18 protein-coding genes and 1 tRNA gene are annotated in these 20221 nt (G+C 35.5%); 9 read left to right on the top strand and 10 right to left on the bottom strand.

The window, feature by feature from the left end; translation table 11 throughout:
- Positions 1 to 115: 115 nt before the first annotated feature.
- Complete coding sequence (locus AT685_RS04025; protein ID WP_072151658.1) at positions 116 to 1966, top strand: T9SS type A sorting domain-containing protein; 1851 nt, start codon at positions 116 to 118, stop codon at positions 1964 to 1966.
- 55 nt (positions 1967 to 2021) lie between these two features.
- Here the strand turns inward: AT685_RS04025 and AT685_RS04020 are convergent.
- Positions 2022 to 2095: transfer RNA gene (locus AT685_RS04020), tRNA-Asp, on the bottom strand.
- Positions 2096 to 2286: 191 nt separating this feature from the next.
- Between AT685_RS04020 and AT685_RS04015 the strand changes: the two genes are divergently transcribed.
- Entirely contained in the window at positions 2287 to 3417 is a 1131-nt protein-coding gene (locus AT685_RS04015; RefSeq protein WP_072151657.1) for a PQQ-dependent sugar dehydrogenase, read from the top strand.
- Between the two features lie 76 nt (positions 3418 to 3493).
- Here the strand turns inward: AT685_RS04015 and AT685_RS04010 are convergent, their stop codons facing one another.
- Genes AT685_RS04010 through AT685_RS03970 form a run of 9 tightly spaced genes read right to left on the bottom strand, consistent with a single transcriptional unit; the run spans position 3494 to position 13646 of the window.
- Positions 3494 to 5161 carry a PP2C family protein-serine/threonine phosphatase gene (locus AT685_RS04010; RefSeq protein WP_072151656.1) on the bottom strand — a complete coding sequence of 556 codons (1668 nt, stop codon included), beginning with the start codon at positions 5159 to 5161 and terminating at the stop codon, positions 3494 to 3496.
- Positions 5130 to 5600 carry an ATP-binding protein gene (locus tag AT685_RS04005; RefSeq protein WP_072151655.1) on the bottom strand — a complete coding sequence of 157 codons (471 nt, stop codon included), beginning with the start codon at positions 5598 to 5600 and terminating at the stop codon, positions 5130 to 5132. The genes AT685_RS04010 and AT685_RS04005 overlap by 32 nt, the downstream gene beginning before the upstream one ends.
- Positions 5578 to 5964, bottom strand: a complete 387-nt coding sequence (locus AT685_RS04000) for an STAS domain-containing protein (protein ID WP_072151682.1) — start codon at positions 5962 to 5964, stop codon at positions 5578 to 5580. The genes AT685_RS04005 and AT685_RS04000 overlap by 23 nt, the downstream gene beginning before the upstream one ends.
- Before the next feature lie 23 nt (positions 5965 to 5987).
- The gene (locus tag AT685_RS03995) at positions 5988 to 8003 is read right to left on the bottom strand and encodes a GAF domain-containing SpoIIE family protein phosphatase (protein WP_072151654.1); all 2016 of its coding nucleotides are present in this window, start codon (positions 8001 to 8003) and stop codon (positions 5988 to 5990) included.
- Complete coding sequence (locus AT685_RS03990) at positions 8000 to 9892, bottom strand: S8 family peptidase (RefSeq protein WP_072151653.1); 1893 nt, start codon at positions 9890 to 9892, stop codon at positions 8000 to 8002. The genes AT685_RS03995 and AT685_RS03990 overlap by 4 nt, the downstream gene beginning before the upstream one ends.
- Positions 9893 to 9894: 2 nt before the next feature.
- Complete coding sequence (gene thiL, locus AT685_RS03985; protein WP_072151652.1) at positions 9895 to 10959, bottom strand: thiamine-phosphate kinase; 1065 nt, start codon at positions 10957 to 10959, stop codon at positions 9895 to 9897.
- Between the two features lie 2 nt (positions 10960 to 10961).
- Positions 10962 to 11381, bottom strand: a complete 420-nt coding sequence (locus AT685_RS03980; protein WP_072151651.1) for a secondary thiamine-phosphate synthase enzyme YjbQ — start codon at positions 11379 to 11381, stop codon at positions 10962 to 10964.
- Positions 11362 to 12249, bottom strand: coding sequence for a DUF4905 domain-containing protein (locus AT685_RS03975; RefSeq protein WP_072151650.1), 888 nt, complete (start codon positions 12247 to 12249; stop codon positions 11362 to 11364). Before AT685_RS03975 ends, AT685_RS03980 begins: the two co-directional genes overlap by 20 nt.
- On the bottom strand, positions 12246 to 13646 hold the full coding sequence (locus AT685_RS03970) for a cation diffusion facilitator family transporter (RefSeq protein ID WP_072151649.1): 1401 nt from the start codon (positions 13644 to 13646) through the stop codon (positions 12246 to 12248). Before AT685_RS03970 ends, AT685_RS03975 begins: the two co-directional genes overlap by 4 nt.
- Positions 13647 to 13759: 113 nt before the next feature.
- Between AT685_RS03970 and truA the strand changes: the two genes are divergently transcribed.
- From truA to AT685_RS03935, 7 genes are all read left to right on the top strand, one after another.
- A complete protein-coding gene (gene truA, locus AT685_RS03965; RefSeq protein WP_072151648.1) occupies positions 13760 to 14497 on the top strand; it encodes a tRNA pseudouridine(38-40) synthase TruA in 738 nt (245 codons plus the stop codon).
- Between the two features lie 37 nt (positions 14498 to 14534).
- A complete protein-coding gene (locus AT685_RS03960) occupies positions 14535 to 14834 on the top strand; it encodes a DUF3467 domain-containing protein (RefSeq protein ID WP_072151681.1) in 300 nt (99 codons plus the stop codon).
- A gap of 9 nt (positions 14835 to 14843) precedes the next feature.
- Positions 14844 to 16586 (top strand): glycoside hydrolase family 57 protein, encoded by a 1743-nt coding sequence (locus AT685_RS03955; RefSeq protein ID WP_072151647.1) that lies wholly within the window; start codon positions 14844 to 14846, stop codon positions 16584 to 16586.
- A 112-nt stretch (positions 16587 to 16698) separates the two neighbouring features.
- A complete protein-coding gene (locus tag AT685_RS03950; RefSeq protein ID WP_072151646.1) occupies positions 16699 to 17295 on the top strand; it encodes a DUF3109 family protein in 597 nt (198 codons plus the stop codon).
- 6 nt (positions 17296 to 17301) lie between these two features.
- Positions 17302 to 18789 carry an RNA polymerase factor sigma-54 gene (gene rpoN, locus AT685_RS03945; RefSeq protein WP_072151645.1) on the top strand — a complete coding sequence of 496 codons (1488 nt, stop codon included), beginning with the start codon at positions 17302 to 17304 and terminating at the stop codon, positions 18787 to 18789.
- On the top strand, positions 18782 to 19345 hold the full coding sequence (gene hslV, locus AT685_RS03940) for an ATP-dependent protease subunit HslV (protein WP_320409068.1): 564 nt from the start codon (positions 18782 to 18784) through the stop codon (positions 19343 to 19345). The genes rpoN and hslV overlap by 8 nt, the downstream gene beginning before the upstream one ends.
- A gap of 29 nt (positions 19346 to 19374) precedes the next feature.
- A partial coding sequence (locus AT685_RS03935) for an AAA family ATPase (protein ID WP_143713114.1) occupies positions 19375 to 20221 on the top strand: 847 nt, incomplete at its 3' end.

Genomic DNA, 20221 nt, shown 5'->3' with positions numbered 1-20221 from the left:
TTGCCACAAATCTCAAAATAAATTAATTTTACCGTATTAAAATTTCAATTTTTTCACTGGCATTGTTTTTGATGATTTTTAATCCTGAAGTAAAAACAAAATTAGAGAGGTTAAAATGAATAGGGTGCTTTTAATTCTGGGCTTATTAACTATAATTTATGGGGTAGTTTTTTCACAATCTTATGTTGGAACTGATAGGTGTTTAACTTGTCATGCTTATGTTAAGCCAGTCGCAAAGGATTATAAGCAAACGCTTCATGCAAAGATTCATCTGTTGCCCACTTCCGAGACTGTTCGTGGGGACTTTACTCAAACTGTTTCAATGGGTTCTTCTTATGGTAATGCTTTGGTTCGTTTAAGAACCGATGGTTCAAAATGGTATGCGAAGCTTGTGCCAAGCTCTGGTGACTCAGTTGAGTATGAAATTGCCTATGTGTATGGTTTTGGGTGGAAGCAAAGATATCTTGTAAAAATTGATAGCAGTTATTATATGCTCCCAATTCAATGGAATTTGAAGGGATATCTTGATAATTCAACGGGCAACTGGACTAGTTATAACCCAGGTAATTGGTTTAATAGTGACGGAACATTAAAGTCAACAAAAACTAATTCTTTTAGAGCTAAGTCATATGATAAAAATTGTGCGGGTTGTCATGTAACTGGACTTAATATAACAAAATATGTAAGCTCTCAAGCCGATACATTTTGGATTGCAAAGTGGGCTAATAACAATAGTATCAATGATATGATAATTGGGTGTGAAAGTTGCCATGGTCCAGGGTCTGATCATGCTTCTACCGGGGACAAAACAAAAATAATCAATCCTAAAAATTTATCATATGAAAGGCAGCTTGAAGTTTGTGGTCAATGCCATTTCAGAGGCTCAAGTAATAATCGTACTCATGAATACCCATGGGATGAAACAAACAATAAAGGTTACATTCCTGGGGATAGCCTTGGACTTTATATAATTCATAATCCAGGGCTTTGGCCAGATAATTATACTTCAAGGCAGCATCACCAGCAATATAATGATCTTTTAAAGTCAAAGCATTATTCAAATCCATATCATAAAGTTACTTGTTTTGAATGTCACAATCCCCACAAAGTTACAAGCAATCCACATCAAGTAGTTGATTCGTTGTATGTTCGTGATCAAAGTGGGAACTATATTTGGATAAAAACAAAGAATAATGATAACACGCTTTGTTTAGCTTGCCACGCTGGATATGGTCCATTTGCTGGTTTAACAAGGGCTATGATTATGGATCCAGTTGCTAACAGAGATACAATTGCCTCTGTTGTAAGCAGGCATACGCATCATTCCTATGACCCTGAGAATAGAAACAATACTGGGGGCACAAGCAGGTGTTCAAAATGCCATATGGCGAAAACAGCGACAACAGCTAAGGCTTATGACATACATAGTCATACATTTGAAGTGATTTCACCAAAGAAAACACTTGATTATAGAACGGTTACAACTCCAACGAAGGGCATGTTAAATTCTTGCGCTGCAAGCTGTCATAGGAATCCAACAGGTAACATACCAAACTTTGGTGTACCAACGGATGCAAATTTAACTGATTGGACGGAGGCAACTGATATTCAATTGGCTGATTCTTTGTGGTTTTATTTCAGAATGTGGTGGCCGACGAAAGTTGAGCAAATTGCAAGCGTTGTTTCTAAATTTGAAGTATTTCAAAATTATCCAAATCCGTTTAACCCAACGACAACGATTGGGTTTGCGATTCCGAAGAGAGTTAATGTCAAACTTGTAATTTATGATTTAACTGGAAAAGTGGTTAAAACATTGATTGATGGACAAGAGTATGAGGCTGGTTTATATAGAGTGGAATGGAATGGTAAAAATGATTACGGTGAATATGTTTCAAGTGGCATTTATTTCTATAGATTAGAGGCTGGGGATTTTGTTGCTACAAAGAAGATGGTGCTTGTAAGATAAGGGATTGACTTAATAAGAACAAGGGCGGGTTTTCAACCCGCCCTTTTTATTTTTGCGGAGCCGACGGGGCTCGAACCCGCAACTTCCAGCGTGACAGGCTGGCGTGCTAACCAATTGCACCACGGCTCCAATAAAAACCAGTTATAAATATAATTAACTAATCTAAAAAAAGCAAGTTTTTCAAAGCTTTAAAAAAGTTAACAATAAGCCTTGGTTTCTAAAAAAATCTTCGCTGCGCTTTTTCATACCCACGATAGTTCAAGATTTTCAATTTTGATTTTTTAACTATGTTTATTTAACTTCTTAAAAAAGCAACTCCAATGAAATTAGTTATCTACAGCTTAAGCTTAATTTTCTTTATTTCATGTTTTCAAATTGTTGGACAAAAACCGCAGCAAGTTGAAGATATTTACCTCCCCGATGGTGATAATGTCAGCGTAAGTGTATGGATTGATAATCTTGAAATTCCTTGGTCGCTTGTTTTCCTTCCCGATGGAAGAGCTTTGGTAAGCGAAAGACCCGGTAGAATTCGGCTTATTAAAAATGGGAAGTTGCTTTCTGAACCATATATGACAATTGATGTAAAGCATATAGGTGAAGGTGGACTAATGGGACTTGCAGTTCATCCGGATTTTCCCCAAAAGCCGTATATTTACGCAATGTATACATATGAAACAAAAGATGGTAAGATATTTAACAGGGTCATTAGAATCAAAGACAATGGAGAGAATGGAATTTTTGACAAGGTTATAATTGACAGCATCCTTGGGGCAAGGTTTCATAATGGTGGAAGGATAAAGTTTGGTCCTGATAAAATGCTTTACATCACAACAGGTGAAATCTTTAAGGGGGAGCTCGCACAAGATTTAAATTCATTTAATGGTAAAATTTTGAGATTAACGCCTGATGGAGAGATACCTAACGATAACCCATTTACCAACTCTCCAATTTACTCCTATGGTCACAGAAATCCACAAGGATTAGCCTGGCATCCTGAGACGGGAGATTTATTTGAATCCGAACACGGACCATCAGGTGAATATGGTCGTTTTGGGCACGATGAGATTAATGTGATTATCAAGGGTGGAAATTATGGTTGGCCCAGGGTAATTGGTGCTGCAGGTGAAAAGGATTATATAGATCCTATCATTGTTTGGAAAGATGCTACGCCACCATCTGGAATGACTTTTTATAGGGGTGATCTATTTGTTGCAACTTTGAGAAGTCAAGCGTTAATAAAAATTAAATTGCAAAAATTAGGAAAATCATATAAAGTCATGAGGATTGAAAGATGGTTCGCGTTTGACAATAGGAGGGGAAAGTTTGGAAGGTTAAGAGATGTTGTAGAAGGACCAGATGGCAATTTGTATATCTTAACAAGCAACAGGGATGGTCGTGGAAATCCACAGCCAGGGGATGATAAAATCTATAAAATCATCTTTAAAAAGTAAATTTCTATCTTCTCGCAAGCAGATATTTAAATGCTATTCTTCAAAATCAATTATATTGGGATTTTTAACTTTGACTTCATTTTGTTTTCTCTTTGGTTTGTCTAATCAAAAACTTCACAATAACCATTGTAATATCATCAAGTTGTTCTATACTGTATGCATAGTTGCTGATTAACTTGTTGATTTCATCAATAATTTTATTTGCACTCAAAGTTCTATGCGCTTTAATTACTTTGATAATTTTGTCAATTCCAAGTTCAACTCCAGACATGTTCACAGCTTCTGTAACTCCATCTGTGTAAAGGAAGAGTAAATCCCCGGGATTAATTTTAACTTTTTTAGATTTATATTTGCTTTCAAATACCCCGAGCACAGTTCCACCCTCTTCAAGAAATTTAACCTTGTCGCCACTTAACAAGACAGGCGGATTGTGTCCCGCATTGACATATTCTAAAACAAAGTTTTTTAAATTTAACTTGCATATAAAAAATGTTATAAATTGTTCAATTGGCGTATTAAGTAAAACAATTTTGTTTAGTAGATTAACCACTTTTTTAAGGTCATCTGTGAAAAGCAAGATGCTTTTGAGCGAGGCTTGGAGATTTGACATCAAAAGTGAGGCAGACACGCCTTTCCCGCATACGTCTGCTATGACGATTATAAACTCGTCATTATTTATCTTAATAACATCGTAATAATCACCGCTTACAAGTTTTGAAGGTATCGTCACAGCGTATATGTCAATTCTTTCATCTTTTGGCAGTGTAGTCGGGAGAAGATTTTTCTGTATCTCGTACGCAAGTTTCATGTCATACTCAAGACTTAACATTTTAAGATTTTCTACTGCATTTATAGATGATGCGAGAAATGACCTGATTAAGTCTATTTCCTCTGTTTTAAATTGTTTTTTTCCTTTCCCACCAATTAACAATACATAATTTCTTTCACCATCTACCGAACTTTGGACGATGGCGAGAGAAAAATTTTTAATGTTTATTTTTGACGGCGAAATTGTTGAGGTTTTCAATTTTAAAATTTTTTTGATGGATTTAGTTGGAAAAGTTTGATTTTGGGGCAGGGAAAAGGTTTTTATCATCCCGTTTTCAACCTTAACAATCCCCACATTTTTAATCCTGAAATGTCCCATTAAAATCAACGCAAGGGAGTTGAAAATTTCCTCCTCGCTTTTTTTCAATAGAACGCTCAACATAAATTCGTTGAGAATAGTTAAGTTATAGACATTTTTCTTTAGTTCAGCAAGTGAGAGGATATTTTTAAGAGAGATTGCTGTAAAGTTTAAAACAAAATTAATATAATCAAGTTCTGCCTTCGTAAAATTTTTACAACCTGCTTTGATGAAAATTACGCCGAGAGCATAGTTGTTTTGCTTTTTTTGAGGTGGAATCCAATTTATAGGGAGGATATAATCAAAACTGTTCTTTCTGATGAAGCGTTGTAATTTTTGAGGAAATTTTTCAATTGTGCGTGGTTTTAACCTTACCAATTTTAATGGCACTTCAAAACGGTTCAGACTAAATTCGTTGTCAATCTCAATGCCGTTTGAATAAACCTGTTTAAATTTATCGCCTGAAAAGATAAATCCGGCGACTTTGTTAAGTTTTAACTTCCCCATAATAGATAAAATTGAAACCTTTAAAATTTCTTCAGGCTTTATCGCATCGCCGAACGCTTTCCCAAGGTTAAAAATTGATTCAAGCGTAAAAATTGCTTCTAAGGCTTTCATTTTTACGCTTTAAAAATTTTGTTAATATAACAACATTTTTATTCCCCCTTCTTGTGTAATTTACTTCATCCATGAATTGATAAATTATAAACATCCCAAGTTTTCCCCTCTTCACTTTGCCAGTCCGTGTAAATTTTTTAAGTGGGGATTCAACCTTGATCTTTTTGGGATCAAAAGGTATCCCATCGTATGAAACGATTACAACGAATTTATCTTTGCGGGATTTCAACTCAATTGTTATTTTTCCGTCAGGTTTATTCTTATATGAATGTTTAATTGAGTTTGTGCATACCTCGTCAACGGCGAGGATTATCTTTTCGGTCTCAATCTCATCAAATCCAAAGTTTATCGCCTCTTTACTTACAAATTCACGGACAAGGTTTAGATTTTTCAGATCGCTTGTGATTGTGATTTTTTTATTTTTTTCTCTTTTTGGCATTTTTAACCCCTAATTTTTCAAACGATTCTATTGCTTTGTTTTCATCGTTCAAGACTTCAAATATATGTTTGAATCCAAGAAGTTCAAAGATTTCATCTATTTTTTCGGGGAGACAGCAAAATTTGATGTCTCCGCCGTTTTTCCTGACTTCGTCAACAAAAGCCATAAAGACACCAAACCCCGCACTGCTTATATATGATAGGTTTTTCATGTTAACAACGATTTTATAATTTCCTGATTCAACGAGTTCTTTCATTTTTTCCTCAAATTGAAGTGAGGTATATGCGTCAAGATAACCTTTCATTTTTAAAATCTTAACCTCACCTCTTTCTTCAATTTTTAGGTCAAAATTTTTTTCTTTCATCTCTTTTCCCATTTTTTTCTCCGTTATTTTTTACATTTTAAGGCAATGATTGTTATATCGTCAACTTGTTTCACCTCATTCTGATGTTTTATTACCTCATCATAAATCATTTTGACAACATCATCGGAAGATTTTGCCATTCCGTTAATTATAACCTTTTCAAGTCGTTCATATCCAAATTCTTCGTTTTCCTCGTTCATTGCTTCAATTATTCCATCGCTATAAAACACGAGCATATCGCTCTTTTTAAGTTTTAATTTAAGTGGTTTCAAAAATTTTTGAAAGGAACTATTTGATATGAGACCGACTCCGACGCCAGGAATTTTCAAAAATTTAAGAATTCCATTTTTTACGAGGACAGGAGGAGGATGACCTGCTCTTGCAATGTGGATCAAGTTTTTTCTTAGATCAAGATAAGCGTAAATGAGGGTGATGAAAAATTTTTTGTCAATATGTCCATAAATTGTTTCATTTACTTTGATAAGGAAATCAAAAGGAAATGGATAAATTTTTGCAAGCGATTGAAAAATTCCTTTCATCTCAGCCATATAGAATGCCGCTGATACACCTTTCCCGGAAACATCGGCAATGATCAAAGATATATTTCCATTTTCATGAAGGACAAAATCATAATAATCACCCCCAACTTCAAAAGCTGGAATAGACAAAGCTGCGATTTCAAATTTTTCTAATTTGGGTAAATCTTTTGGAAGGAGTTTTTTCTGCATTTGCCTTGCGAGTTCGAACTCTCTTGAAAGTCGTTCTTTCTCAATTGACTCCTGAATTAGTCTTGAATTTTCGGCACCGATTGCAATCTGATCTGCAAAGGTAAGCGCAAGATTTATCTCATCTTGGTTAAAACTTTCTCTTTCCTTCAAAAGATAGAGAAATCCCGAGATCTTGCCGTGCGCAATAAGTGGTGCAATGAATATCGTCCCATCGTCAAAATTTTCAATATGAAAACCAAAATCGGAATTTTGATTTAAAAATTTATCTTTGATTGGTGATACTTTTTCCATTAATTTTAGCATATCGCTTTCCATAATTCCTGATTTTGCATAGATATCACCAGCTCCAGATATGTTTATTTCAACCCATGCAGATTCTGAATTTGTTATCTCCATTGCAATTTTAACGGCTGTCTCAGTAAATTCTCTCACATCAAAAACCTGCGCTACGAGTTTCCCGATATTTTGAAGAGTTGAAAGCTCAGCAATTTTTCTCTCGTAAATTTCGCCAGTTGGAAGATGAAAAATTGTGCTCCCGAAAACAAAGAAAAAGTAGATGATTAAAAAGGGTTGCAGATAAAAATGTGTAAATGAGAAGAAAAAAACAGAATAAAATCTCATTCCTTCCGCAGCGTTACCTGTGATGAATGGGCTTTGTAGCAAAAATAAAAACAAAATTGAAAAAAAGGAGAAAAACAATGCTTTATGTTTGTCTTTTTTACTCAAACTTATTACCCAGGGGATTCTAAAAGAAATCCACATAAATAAAATCACCTGTGACAGCATCATCAACTGTGACAAAAATCCCGAAAGATCTAAAATTTCTCTTATTAATTCGCCAGCGACAAAATATAAAAGAGTTATGATAAACTTTGCCTTTACTTCCTTCCCTCGTTCGTAGAATAAAATTTTGAGAAAAATTGAAAAGATTATTGAGAGCAAAAATGCATAAACGAAATTGTAAATGTTGCTTGCGATGATATCAGAGTATGAAATTAAGGTTACAATTTCTCCTTCCTTTTGGGTGTGGATCAAGTTTTTGAAGGTAAATGAAAGCCCGACAAGTGGAATTAAAAAAATTAGAATGAATTTCATTCCATCAATTGGATTTCTCTCAAATTTTTGTGCAAATGGTTGAACTATTAAAATTAAGGTTATTAACAACGCTGAAAATAAGATGTTTGAAGCAACATCAAATACTGGGAATGGGAAAATTTTTTTGACAAGAGATATCGCAAGAAGGATAAAGGCGAGCCCAAAAGCAAGTAAAATTTGACCTAATGAAAATATTTTTTGATTTTTTTCATTCATCTCATAAGGACAACTTTGCGAACGGTTCTATATTTTGGTGTTTCAAGCTTACAAAAATAAACACCGCTTGGCAAGTTTATTCCGTGGTCATCACTTCCATCCCACATTATTCTAAAGCCTTTGACGGGTTGAGGGAAATATCTATCAATAAGTGTTTTAACTTTCTGACCTAATAAATTGTAAATTGAAATGTTAATATACGATGGTTCTGGTAGATCAAGAAGAAAAACTGTGCTTGTGTTGAATGGGTTTGGGAAGTTTTGAGATAGATAAAAACTTTTTGGTGGTTCTGTATCAAGATATTTAGTTAAAAAGTTTGTTTTATTTTCGTTATCAACTACAAAGATTGAAAATGTTGAGGGCAGGGTATTAAGAGTCGCAGAGTATTTATTTTCAGAGATTAACTTCATCGGGACCTTTTGATTGTTTGCCATTATAAAAACTTCTTTAATTCCACTTCTTGACATCGCATAAATTGAGATTTCGTATCCATCAACGCTTTGCGTTATTTCAGGGAAGTTGCTTATGATTGGACCGTGGTAAAGGCAAGCGGAGAGACCATTGACGATTCCCCAGCCGTAGTCATTATCTGGGTTTTCTGAACGACTTGCGGTATTTCTTATTGCATCTCTTACTTCAAACGAATTTAGTTCTGGATGCGTTGAAAGAATTAATGCAGCTATCCCAGCAACTATTGGACAAGAAAGCGATGTTCCAGATGCATATACATAGCTATTTTTTGAACTCGTTGATGCGCCAAAAACCGAAACACCAAGGGCACATACATCTGGTTTTATTCTACCATCATAGGTTGGACCCATTGAGCTAAAACTTGCAACTCTACCAAGCGAATCAACAGCTCCGACTGCTATGACATACTTTCCGTCAGCTGGGGCGATGATATATCTCCAAGGTGTATTTCTTTCATTTCCTGCTGAATTTACTACGACGATACCTTTTTGAAAAGCTATATCTGCTGCTTTAGTTATCTTTGCAGTGTTTCCATCCATATCTTGATAAGTATACCAATCAAGATAACCAACTGAACTTGATACGATATCAACCCCAAGTGAATCCATCCACTCAATTGCTTTAACCCAGTTATCTTCTTCAACTGGTGTTTCACTTCTTACATCTTCTGTTTTTGCGAGGACAAATTTAGCTCCTGGGGCAATCCCATAAATTTTTCCATCCTTTTTTCCGCCAAGCACAGAAAGGGTAAGCGTTCCGTGGAAATCCTGACTGGGAGAATCTATCGGCTCATTTGCTGTAGTTGAATCATTAAAAATGAAATCATATTCGGCGATAACTTCAACCTCGGCGAGCGCTTCATGTGTTAGCCTGAATCCAGTATCCATCATACCCACAATGACATCTTTTCCTATAATGTTCATCCTGTGAAGTTCTTTAACTCCTGAAAACCTTACCTGAAGTTCAGAATTTCCATAATTATATTCAACAAGTGGGTTTTCTATTTTAAGATCATCGTAAAAAGTTTTTGCTGATTTTGCAACTGGTTTAACTTCAAGAACAAATGGGAGAGATTTAACTTTATTTACCTGCTCACTGTCAAGATATGCACTTACGGAGTTAAGCCATTTTGAGACAACATTAATTCTAACCCCAAGTGATTTAATTTGTTCAATATATCCATCATAAACAGGGAGGTCATGATAATCAAAAACTTTTCCCTCATCTTTGACGGTTTTCAATCTTCTCTCGTATGATCTTTTTGAGATTGAAAGTTTCAAATTTTCATAAAATGCGCTACCTTTCGCAAGCGAGATATTCTCATAAATTCCTTTATCTTTGAAGACAATCCAATATTTTTGTTTCTCCTGTGAGAATAGAATGGAAAAAAGTAAAACAAACAGAAAAATTTTTCTCATTTTTATGACATTTTAATTTTGAAATGATCCCATCCACCAGATTCAATATCAATTTCGCTTTTGTCTTCCTTTATCAGTTTGATCCCTTGTTCACGATCAAGAATTCTTCCAATAATTTTAACATCGGCGTGAAGTTCGTTCAATTTCCCGAGTTCGCTTTCTGATACGGTAAATAAAAGTTCATAATCTTCTCCACCGTGTAGAGCATACATTAGATAATCTTCATTAAATTCATCTTTTGCAATTTTTTTGACAAGGTCATCAATGGGCAAACTGGTTTCATATATCTCCGCTCCAACATTGCTTTGTCTACAAATATGTTTCAAATCAGATGAGAGCCCATCGCTTATATCAATCATTGAATTAACTTTTACTTTTAAATCTTTGAGTTTATACGCTACATCAAGTCGTGGCATGGGTTTAAGATGTTTTTCAATTGCTTTTAAAAATGGTTCAAAGTTTGGTTTAAAATTTTGTTTGTCTTCTGCTTCCACAAATTTTCTTTTTTCACGAAGAAGTATTTTTAATCCTGCATACGATAAACCAAGCGTTCCAGTTACACAGATATAATCTCCGACCCTTGCGCCACTGCGATATGGAATCATATCTTTATCAGCCTCACCAATCATAGTGACGGAAATCGCCATATTTCCAAATGTGGTTGTTGTATCCCCACCGATGAGTGAAAAGTTGAACTCATTACATGCTGATTTTATTCCAAAATATAAATTTTCCATCATTTCAACAGAGATCTTCCTTGGGATGGCAACTGTTATCAAGGCATATCTTGGGGTTGCAAGCATTGCTGCAAGGTCACTTAAATTAACGACCATGGCTTTCCATCCCAAATTTCGCATTGGGACGAATGTAAGGTCAAAATGAACACCTTCAATCAAGGCGTCGGTTGTAACGACTTGAACTTTACCTTCTGTAGGTTTATAAACCGCTGCGTCATCTCCAATGCCCTTGACTATGAAGGAATCACGATATGGTTGAACTATTTCACTCAATCGTGCAATTAAGCCAAATTCACCAACTTGCGAAATTTCAGTGAAAGTTTCGCCCATAATTATTCTCCTATTATTTGAATAACTATATTTCTCGTTCTTGGGCGATTGTCAAAATCAACGAGGACGATCTGCTGCCATGTTCCAACGAGAAGTTTTCCATCCGCAAATGGAACTGTTAATGATGCCCCGAGGATTGAGGCTCTTACATGAGCATAACCGTTATCATCACCCCATCTTGAATCGTGGTGATATCGTTTGTCCATGGGGGCGATTCTTTCAAATGCTTCTGGCAAATCTTTCAATAAACCTGATTCATATTCAATTGTGGTTACACCCGCAGTTGAACCAGAAACGAAAATTGTCACATTTCCATTTTTAACTTGATGTTTTCTCAAAATTGACTGAACTTGCTCCGTAATGTCAATTATGTCGTTAAATCCTTTTGTTGAAACCGTTAATTTATCCGTTATGATCTTCATAGCTTATGGGTAATTTTATTGCGATTAATTCACTTTGATTTTTCACATAGAAAACTAAATCATCTTTACAAAAGAAAGCGTCTGGAATAAAAGATGAAAGATCACTGTAAAGAACATCTTCATAGATAAGTTTGTTTTCATTAAGGTTTATTATTTTCAAAATGCTTGAAAATTTTTCGGCTTCAAGTGGAAGTTTTGATTTGTTAAGTGTGTGATAGTTTATAATCGCGAAGTTTCTTTTGGTTAAAATTTCTGGAGGAAACCTTAAATCTGCGTTTTCAATAAATGGTTTTATATTTTCTGAAAGGTGGTTGTAATCTGGATGATATTCATCAAAAGGCAGTGATGTTTCTATGAAATTCATGCTTTCCGATTTCAATTCCCTTAGTTCGTTTATAAACTCTGGGCTTTCTCCAAATTCCTGAATCACCTCTCCAGTTCTTGAGTCAAGTTCAAAGAAAAATCTTTGCTCAATTAAATTTTTAACGGTGTAAACTTTTCCATTTAGGGCAAAAAGAAAATTGTATTCACTATTTTCCCATAGAATTTTTCCAGTTTCAGAATCAACAGCGTAAATTTTACCCTGTATTGGGAAATCAGGTCGTTTGAATTCGCAGAGAAAAAACAAATCCTCGTCTGAATCAGATATTTGCACCCACCACATTTCATCAATGTTTAAATTTTCCCAAACACGCTCACCATTTTTAGTGGAAAGGCAAATGAATTTAACAAGTCTTTTTTCAAGGTCCCTTAACTCGCATAAAATTTTATCAAATCTTGTCGGGAAGATTTTCCATATCCTGAATTTTTCTGGTGATTTGAAAATCCAAAACGGTTTTAATTTTTTTCGTGAGAGGAAGGGTTTCATTTTATAGCTTTTCTAAATTTCATTTCTGGCTCTGCATGAACTATCACCTTTGATACCTCCTTTATATCAAGATAGATTTTATTTTCAATTGTCGTTGCGATCTCATGTGCCTCTGAAAGCGAAAGAGAACTATCAAGCAGACAGTTCATCGTAACTTTATATTTCCCGTCTATTTCCATTATGGTTATATCTTTACAGTCAACCACACCTTTCTGAGATTTCGCAATTTGGTTGATCTTTTTGATCATTTCATCGCATCTATCATTTACAATTTTAGTTTCTTTTATCATATCGCTATCTTCATCAATGTGAATTAAAACCTTTTCAACATTTGGGATTTTCTCTTTTATTTTTTCTTCAATTTTATTTGCAATTTCGTGGGCTTGCTCAAGTGTTTGAGTTGCCCCAACCTCAAGGTGGAGGTCAACAAAGTATTTATCGTTTATTTTTTGAACTTCAATGTTATGTGCAGACATACCAGAGCCTATCAGGAGCATTCTGACCTTGTCAATGATGGTTTCATCGCTTGTTTCAACAGGTTCAGAGTGGATCACGATATCAACATTTGGGATTATTTCTTTGATTTTTTCCTCAATTAAGTTCATAATTTGATGTGCGTGTTCAAATGGTATCGTCCTTTTTATATCAACGACCATATCAACGAATGATTTTGCACCAGATTGTCTAATTCTTATATTTCTGCAATTGACAACTCCTTCAATTTGAATGATTTTATTTTTTATCATCTCAACGAGGTTAACATCGGGAATTCTATCTGTTAACATATCAATTGTTCTCTTTCCGAGTCGTAAGCTTATCCATATAACTATGCCTGATACAACAAGTGCTGAGAAGGCATCCGCTTTGTGAAATCCAAATCCAGCACCAATTAAGCCAATTATTACTACCATAGAGCTTAAAATATCTGTGCTGAAATGTAAGGCATCGGCTTCAAGTGCCTGACTGTTATATTTTTTGGCTGTTTTAAACAAAATTCTTGAACGGGAATAATCAACGATAATCGCAGTTATAATAACGGCGAAACTCCAGAAATTTACTTCTATATGAACCTCATGGAAGAAAATTCTTTCAATGGCTTCGTATATAATCCAGGCGCATGTGGCAAGAAGAAGTAAAGTTTCAAAAAGAGCTGATAAATTTTCAAATTTTCCATGTCCGTACGTATGCTCTCTATCTGCAGGTTTATCGGCGATTTTAACGGCAAGGTAAGTCATTCCTGCTGCTACAAGGTCAAGTCCACTGTGTGCAGCTTCGGAGAGGATTCCCAAGCTCCCTGTCATTAAACCAACGATCAGTTTAATTCCAGTTAAAAAAACAGCTGCTAAAACCGAACTTAAGGCTGCTTTTTGTTTCTCAGCTGTTGCTTGGGTCTGCATCACGCTTTGAATTTACTTTAAAAACTTTAAAATTACTTTTTTAAATTTATTCAGGAAAAAGTGCAATTGCAAACTTTGAAATTAGATTTAAAAAATTAACGAGTTATTAATAAATGCGCAATCTTAAACTTTTAATTGAATATGATGGGACGAATTTTGTAGGCTGGCAAGTTCAACCAAATGGGAGAAGTGTACAAGGTGAAATTAAGAATGCTATAAAGAAAATAATAAATGAGGAAGTAAATCTAATCGGCGCAAGCAGAACCGATGCTGGGGTTCACGCGAGAGGTCAAGTTGCAAACTTTAAATGTAAAAGCAAAATCTCAACCGAAAGTTTGAAAAAAGCTTTGAATTCAATTCTCCCAGATGACATCGTGATTCACCTGATTGAAGAAGTTGGCTTGGACTTTCACGCAAGATATGATGCGGTTGAGAAAACTTATAGATATTTTATCACAAGAAATAAGATCGCAATTGGTAGAAATTATTTTTGGTTTGTCAAGTATGATGTTGATTTTGAAAAACTGAAGAAATGCGCAGAACTTATAATTGGGGAGCACGATTTTGAAATTTTTTCTAAAAAGGGAACAAATGTAAAAAATTATATTTGTTATGTTAAAAAAGCGGAATGGCAAAATGAGGGCGGAAGGCTAATTTTTGAAATCACGGCAAATAGGTTTCTTTATGGCATGGTCAGAGGTCTTGTTGGGGCTATGATTGATGTTGCAAGAGGTAGGTTTGACTTTGAGATTTTTCAGAAAATTCTTTTTGAAAAGTTCAGGGATATTGAAATAATGCACGCTCCAGCATGTGGTTTGGTTCTTGAAAGGGTTGAATATGGTAACATTTGAAGACAAGATCAAAAAAACTTATATTAAAAATAAAAACATGAACGAACAGCCAATTCCACAGCAAATTAACATTGAGCTTGGGGAAAAAGAAGCGGAGGGAATTTATTCAAATCTTGCAATTATCACTCATTCGCCTGCTGAATTTGTCATTGATTTCACAAGAATTCTTCCTGGTGTTCCAAAAGCGAGGGTGTTTGCACGAATTATAATGACACCACAACATGCGAAACTTTTGCTCAAAGCTCTTGATGAAAACATCAGAAAATATGAAGCAACATTTGGTGAGATAAAGATTTTTGGTGAAGTTGATCAAAGAACCCTTGGATTTAAGCCATAAAAATCAAAAATGGAGGAATTTTATATGTATGGTTATTTTGTTCTTGTTCTTCACACGCACCTTCCTTATGTAATAGGGCATGGGAGGTGGCCACATGGGATGGATTGGTTAAGTGAAGCTGCAAGCGAGTGCTATATACCGTTGCTTAACACTTTTAACGATTTGAAAAATGAAGGGGTAAATTTTAAAGTAACGATTAACATTTCTCCTGTGCTTGCGGAACAACTTGCGAGCAGGGAATTTATTGAAGAATTTTTACAGTATCTTCAAATGAGGATAAGGCTTGCCGAAGGGGATGAAATTGAATTCACAAGGACTGGCAGAAAAAATCTCGTAAAGGTTGCCAAATTTTGGAAGGAGTATTATCAAAACATCTTGGAAAGCTTTACCAATAGGTATAATCAGAATTTAATCTCTGCTTTTCGTGAGCTTCAAGATTCTGGGAATGTTGAGATAATAACATGTGCAGCAACTCATGGTTATCTTCCGCTACTTGCTCTTGATACAAGTATTCAAGCGCAGGTAAAGCTTGGAGTTAAAGTTTATGAAAAATACTTTGGAAGAAAACCAAAGGGGATATGGCTTCCTGAATGTGCCTATAGACCTGGATATAGATGGAAGATGCCAGTTCAACCTGAGGATGGATCTGAGGTTATTGAATATGAGAGGAAGGGGATTGAAGAATTTTTGTCTGAAAATGGAATTGAATTTTTTATAATTGACACAGCGACTTTAAAAGGTGGGAAAACCATAGGGGTTTATCTTGAAAGATTTGAGGGGTTAAGAAAACTTTGGGAGCAATTTGAATCACAGGTGAAATATAGACCTGAGGAGGAAAAATCACCCTATGAAATTTATCTTGTAAGTTCTGGAAAACCTGAGAAAAAACCAGTTGCTGTCCTAACAAGAGACCCAAAGACAGGATTGCAGGTTTGGAGCGGTGAATGGGGTTATCCAGGGGATGGATGGTATCTTGATTTTCACAAGAAAAAATTTCCAAGTGGTTTAAGATATTGGCGAGTGACAAATTCAAAAGCTGACCTTGCGGATAAACTTGAATATGAAATTGAAAAAGTTGAATCTCGGCTTGAAGAAAACTCTTCACATTTTGTTGAGTTGATAACAATGACATTAAAAGAACATTTTGAACAAACAGGGAATGTAGGTGTACTGACAGCTCCATACGATACGGAGCTTTTTGGGCACTGGTGGTTTGAAGGTCCACGGTTTTTAAAGAAAGTATTTCAAAAGCTAAATCGCTCAGGGTTCGTAAAACCAGCAACGGCTTCAGAAGCGATTGAAAAACTTAACCCTTCGGTTGTGATTTCCCTTCCAGAAGGTTCATGGGGCGAGGGCGGTTATCATTACATTTGGCTAAACAAAGATACCGAGTGGACTTGGAGACATATTTATGCTAATGAGTTGAGAATGCGTGAACTTGCGAGAAAATTTGCGGACTCAAGTGATGAAAAATTAATTTTTATGCTGAAACAGCTTGCAAGGGAACTTTTACTTCTACAAGCCTCTGATTGGCAATTTTTAATCTCAACGATATCGGCCAGGGACTATGCTGAGATGAGATTTGTTTTTCACAATGAGAACTTTACAAAAATAGCTGATATGATTGAAAGATATGCAAGCACTGGGGAATTGAGTTTTGAGGAATGGAATTTTGTGGTTGAGTGCGCTGAAAGGGACAACATTTTTGATGAAATTGATATTAAATGGTGGGCTGATGTTGAATTTCTGTAATTTGATTTTTTTTATTAATTTAATTTTGGCACAAAAATTGTAAGAGATTTTTTATCCCTCCCCGAGTTTTAGGGGAGGAAGAGTTTAATTTAAAATTGATTTACATTATGTTATGAGTTTAAGAGCGATATTTATAGACGGTATCTATGTTGACCCGGAGATCGCAAATTCATATTTTATGTGTGATCTTGAGAAATGTAAGGGGGCTTGTTGTTTTATGGAAGGTGATTTCGGAGCTCCTCTTCTTAAAGAGGAAATTGAAACAATTCAGAGCCTTCTTCCCGTTGTAAAAAAATATCTTCCGGAGAAAAATGTTAAGTTCATTGAGAAATATGGTTTTTATGAGAAAAGCGATACTGGTTTTGCAACCTTGTGCATTGACAGGAGGGAATGCGTCTTTGTTTTTTGGGAAAATGGAGTTGCCAGATGTTCATTTGAAAAAGCTTTTTTAAAAGGTGAAACTAATTTTAGAAAACCTATCTCATGCCATCTTTTCCCTTTGAGAAATTATGGGATAAATGGATCATTTGTCGGGGGCGAAGTTTTAAAATATGTTAAGATAAACGAGTGTAGACCTGCGATTAAAAAAGGAAAAGAGGAAAATGTAAAACTTTATGAATTCTTGAAACCAGCATTGATAAGATATTTTGGGCAAAACTGGTATAATAAAATGCTTGAAAAACTCAAATCTTTAAACAATTGGAGGTGAGAAGAAGTGTTAAAATATGGACAACATCAAACAATAGAAACAAAGTTAACCCCACAGCAAATTCAGTACCTGAAACTTCTTCAAATTCCAGTAATTCAACTTGAACAAAAAATCAAAGAGGAACTTGAACAAAATCCGTTTCTTGAAGAAGGGCTTGAGACATCCATTGATGAAATGCTTGAACTTGAGCTATCGGAAAACGAAGAGCTTGAGCAGGTGATAAAGCAAGAACTTAATGAGGAATATGAGGAGGTCACAGAAGATAAACTTCCAAAATCGGACGAAGAATATACACTTGAAGATTTCATTAAAAGCCAGGAGGAAGATATGTTTGTCCCCAAGCAAAAAGATATAATTGGGGAAGAACTTGAAGATGAGATCCCATGGCAACCCCCAGCTATTGAATCACTTTCTGAGAGGCTTATGAATCAATTTATGGAGGTAACCGAAAATGATAAGGAAATAAGAATAGCAGAAGAGATACTTGGCAATGTTGACGATGATGGCTATCTTACGAGAAGTGTTGAAGAAATAGCAGAAGATTTGCGACTTGGTGAGAAAATGGATGTTACTGCAGAAGAGGTTGAAAATGTTCTTAAAAAAATTCAACGACTTGATCCACCAGGGATAGGAGCAAGGGATTTAAAAGAATGTTTTCTTGTTCAACTTGAGGTTAGCGATTTACCGGAAGATAAAAAAGAACTTGCAATGCGGATATTGAAAGAAGCGTATGATGATTTTATGAAAAAAAGATATTCAGAGTTGATGAAGAAATTTGGATTAAGCGAGCATAAATTAATGGAAGTATTTAAAATTATCCAGAGATTAAACCCAAAGCCAGGTGAGGGAAAAAACATCATCCAAGAATACATTGTGCCTGATTTTATAGTTGAAAGAGTTGGGGATGAATTTGTTGTTAGCCTGAATGAGAAAACAATTCCAATGATTCGTTTAAATAGAAGTTATTACGATCTTTTAAAAAAGCAAAGGAAATTAAACCCAGAATTAAAAGAGGAGATAAAGAAACAATTTTCAAGGGCGAAATGGTTTATTGCTTCAATCTATCAGCGAAGGGAGACTCTTTTGAGGATTATGAGAGCTATAGTTGAATTGCAAAGGGAATTTTTTGAAACTGGGGAAGGTTTGAAACCGATGATTTACAAAGATGTTGCTGAAAAAGCAGGGGTTGATATCTCAACGGTGAGCAGAGCGGTAAATCAAAAATATGTTCAAACAGATTATGGGATTTACAAACTTAGAGATCTTTTTAGTGAGAAGATTAACACTGCTGATGGAAACGAGGTTTCAAACAAAGAAATAAAAGAAAGAATAAAAGAAATAATTTCCCAAGAAGATCCCCGAAAGCCCTTAAGTGATGATCAGATTGCTGAAATCTTACGGAGCCAGGGTATAAATATCGCAAGGCGAACCGTTGCAAAATATAGGGACCAGCTCGGGATTCTACCGGCGAGATTGAGGAAAAAAATTGAATAAAAACAAATTAAATTCAGCTGTGGAAAAATTTATAAAATCTACAACCATACTTGGCTTAATTCATAATGGGCAAGATGTAATGGGTGGAGATGGTCAGGTGACTTTATCAGATACGATAATGAAGCATGGCGCAAGAAAAGTGAGAAAAATATATAACAATAAAATACTTGTTGGTTTCGCTGGAGCTTCAGCAGATGCCCTCGCGCTTATGGAGAGATTTGAATCTAAACTTGAGCAGTACAAAGGAAATCTACTTCGTGCTGCGACTGAACTTGCGAAAGATTGGAGAATGGATAAGTATCTTCGTCAGCTTAACGCATTACTTGCAGTTATGGATAAAGAAAACGCTCTTATAATTTCAGGAACTGGTGATGTGATTGAGCCAGATGATAAGATAGTTGCGATTGGTTCAGGAGGTAGTTATGCCCTTGCTGCTGCAAGGGTTCTTGTAAAACATTCAAACCTTTCTGCGCGGGAAATAGTTGAGGAGGCATTAAAAGTTGCTGCAGATATTTGCATCTACACAAATCATAATATCGTCATTGAGGAACTTTAATTTAAAAATTAAAAGCTCACAGGGTTGAGATGAGAAATAAGGATCAAAACGAAATTGAAATAAAACATCGGAAAGATCTAAAAGATTTGACGCCTGAGGAGATAGTTAAAGAACTTGATAAGTATATCATAGGTCAAGATCAAGCGAAAAGAGCTGTTGCAATTGCGCTTCGCAACAGGTGGAGAAGACAACAGGTTCCGCCTGATCTGCGGGAGGAAATCACACCAAACAATATAATTTTAATCGGTCCAACAGGGGTTGGAAAAACTGAAATTGCGCGCAGACTTGCAAAGCTTGCGAATGCACCATTTGTTAAAGTTGAAGCATCAAAGTTCACCGAAGTTGGATATGTTGGAAGAGATGTGGAATCAATGATAAGAGAACTCGTTGATATTGCGGTGAATATGGTCAAAATGGAAAAAATGGAAGAAATTAAAGACCGTGCAAAAGAACTCGCCGAAGAGAGATTGCTTGATATACTCTTGCCAAGGAAGAAAAGAAGAAAACCTGATGAGGACGAAGGATCTTTTGATGAATATGAAAATGACGAAATGATGAGGACAAGGGAAAAATTAAGAAAGCAGTTGCAGGAAGGGAAGCTTGATTCAAGGACGATAGAAATTGAGGTTTCAACACAGCCATTGCCTGGGATGCAGGTTTTCGGTCCCATCCCTGTGGATGATCTCGCTATGACAATGCAGGATTTTATTGAGACAGTTATACCAAAGCGCTACAAAAAGAGGAGAATGACGATAGCCGAAGCGAGAAATTATTTAATTCAGGAGGAGGCTCAAAAATTAATTGACATGGAATCAGTAATAAAAGAAGCTATAAAAAGAGTTGAAAATCTTGGAATTGTATTTATTGATGAAATTG

Origin of the sequence: Candidatus Kryptobacter tengchongensis (assembly GCF_001458555.1) — a bacterium.
Classification (GTDB): Bacteria; Bacteroidota; Ignavibacteria; order Kryptoniales; family Kryptoniaceae; genus Kryptonium; species Kryptonium tengchongense.
The sequence above is the reverse complement of the archived record's forward strand: the minus strand, read 5'-3'. Positions and strand labels throughout refer to the sequence as shown.

Bases quoted from the DNA above. Each gene is read 5' to 3' on its own strand.
- AT685_RS04025 (WP_072151658.1), top strand. From the start codon at position 116: ATGAATAGGGTGCTTTTAATTCTGGGCTTATTAACTATAATTTATGGG.
- AT685_RS04015 (WP_072151657.1), top strand. From the start codon at position 2,287: ATGAAATTAGTTATCTACAGCTTAAGCTTAATTTTCTTTATTTCATGT.
- AT685_RS04010 (WP_072151656.1), bottom strand. From the start codon at position 5,161: ATGAAAGCCTTAGAAGCAATTTTTACGCTTGAATCAATTTTTAACCTT.
- AT685_RS04005 (WP_072151655.1), bottom strand. From the start codon at position 5,600: ATGCCAAAAAGAGAAAAAAATAAAAAAATCACAATCACAAGCGATCTG.
- AT685_RS04000 (WP_072151682.1), bottom strand. From the start codon at position 5,964: ATGAAAGAAAAAAATTTTGACCTAAAAATTGAAGAAAGAGGTGAGGTT.
- AT685_RS03995 (WP_072151654.1), bottom strand. From the start codon at position 8,003: ATGAATGAAAAAAATCAAAAAATATTTTCATTAGGTCAAATTTTACTT.
- AT685_RS03990 (WP_072151653.1), bottom strand. From the start codon at position 9,892: ATGAGAAAAATTTTTCTGTTTGTTTTACTTTTTTCCATTCTATTCTCA.
- thiL (WP_072151652.1), bottom strand. From the start codon at position 10,959: ATGGGCGAAACTTTCACTGAAATTTCGCAAGTTGGTGAATTTGGCTTA.
- AT685_RS03980 (WP_072151651.1), bottom strand. From the start codon at position 11,381: ATGAAGATCATAACGGATAAATTAACGGTTTCAACAAAAGGATTTAAC.
- AT685_RS03975 (WP_072151650.1), bottom strand. From the start codon at position 12,249: ATGAAACCCTTCCTCTCACGAAAAAAATTAAAACCGTTTTGGATTTTC.
- AT685_RS03970 (WP_072151649.1), bottom strand. From the start codon at position 13,646: ATGCAGACCCAAGCAACAGCTGAGAAACAAAAAGCAGCCTTAAGTTCG.
- truA (WP_072151648.1), top strand. From the start codon at position 13,760: ATGCGCAATCTTAAACTTTTAATTGAATATGATGGGACGAATTTTGTA.
- AT685_RS03960 (WP_072151681.1), top strand. From the start codon at position 14,535: ATGAACGAACAGCCAATTCCACAGCAAATTAACATTGAGCTTGGGGAA.
- AT685_RS03955 (WP_072151647.1), top strand. From the start codon at position 14,844: ATGGAGGAATTTTATATGTATGGTTATTTTGTTCTTGTTCTTCACACG.
- AT685_RS03950 (WP_072151646.1), top strand. From the start codon at position 16,699: ATGAGTTTAAGAGCGATATTTATAGACGGTATCTATGTTGACCCGGAG.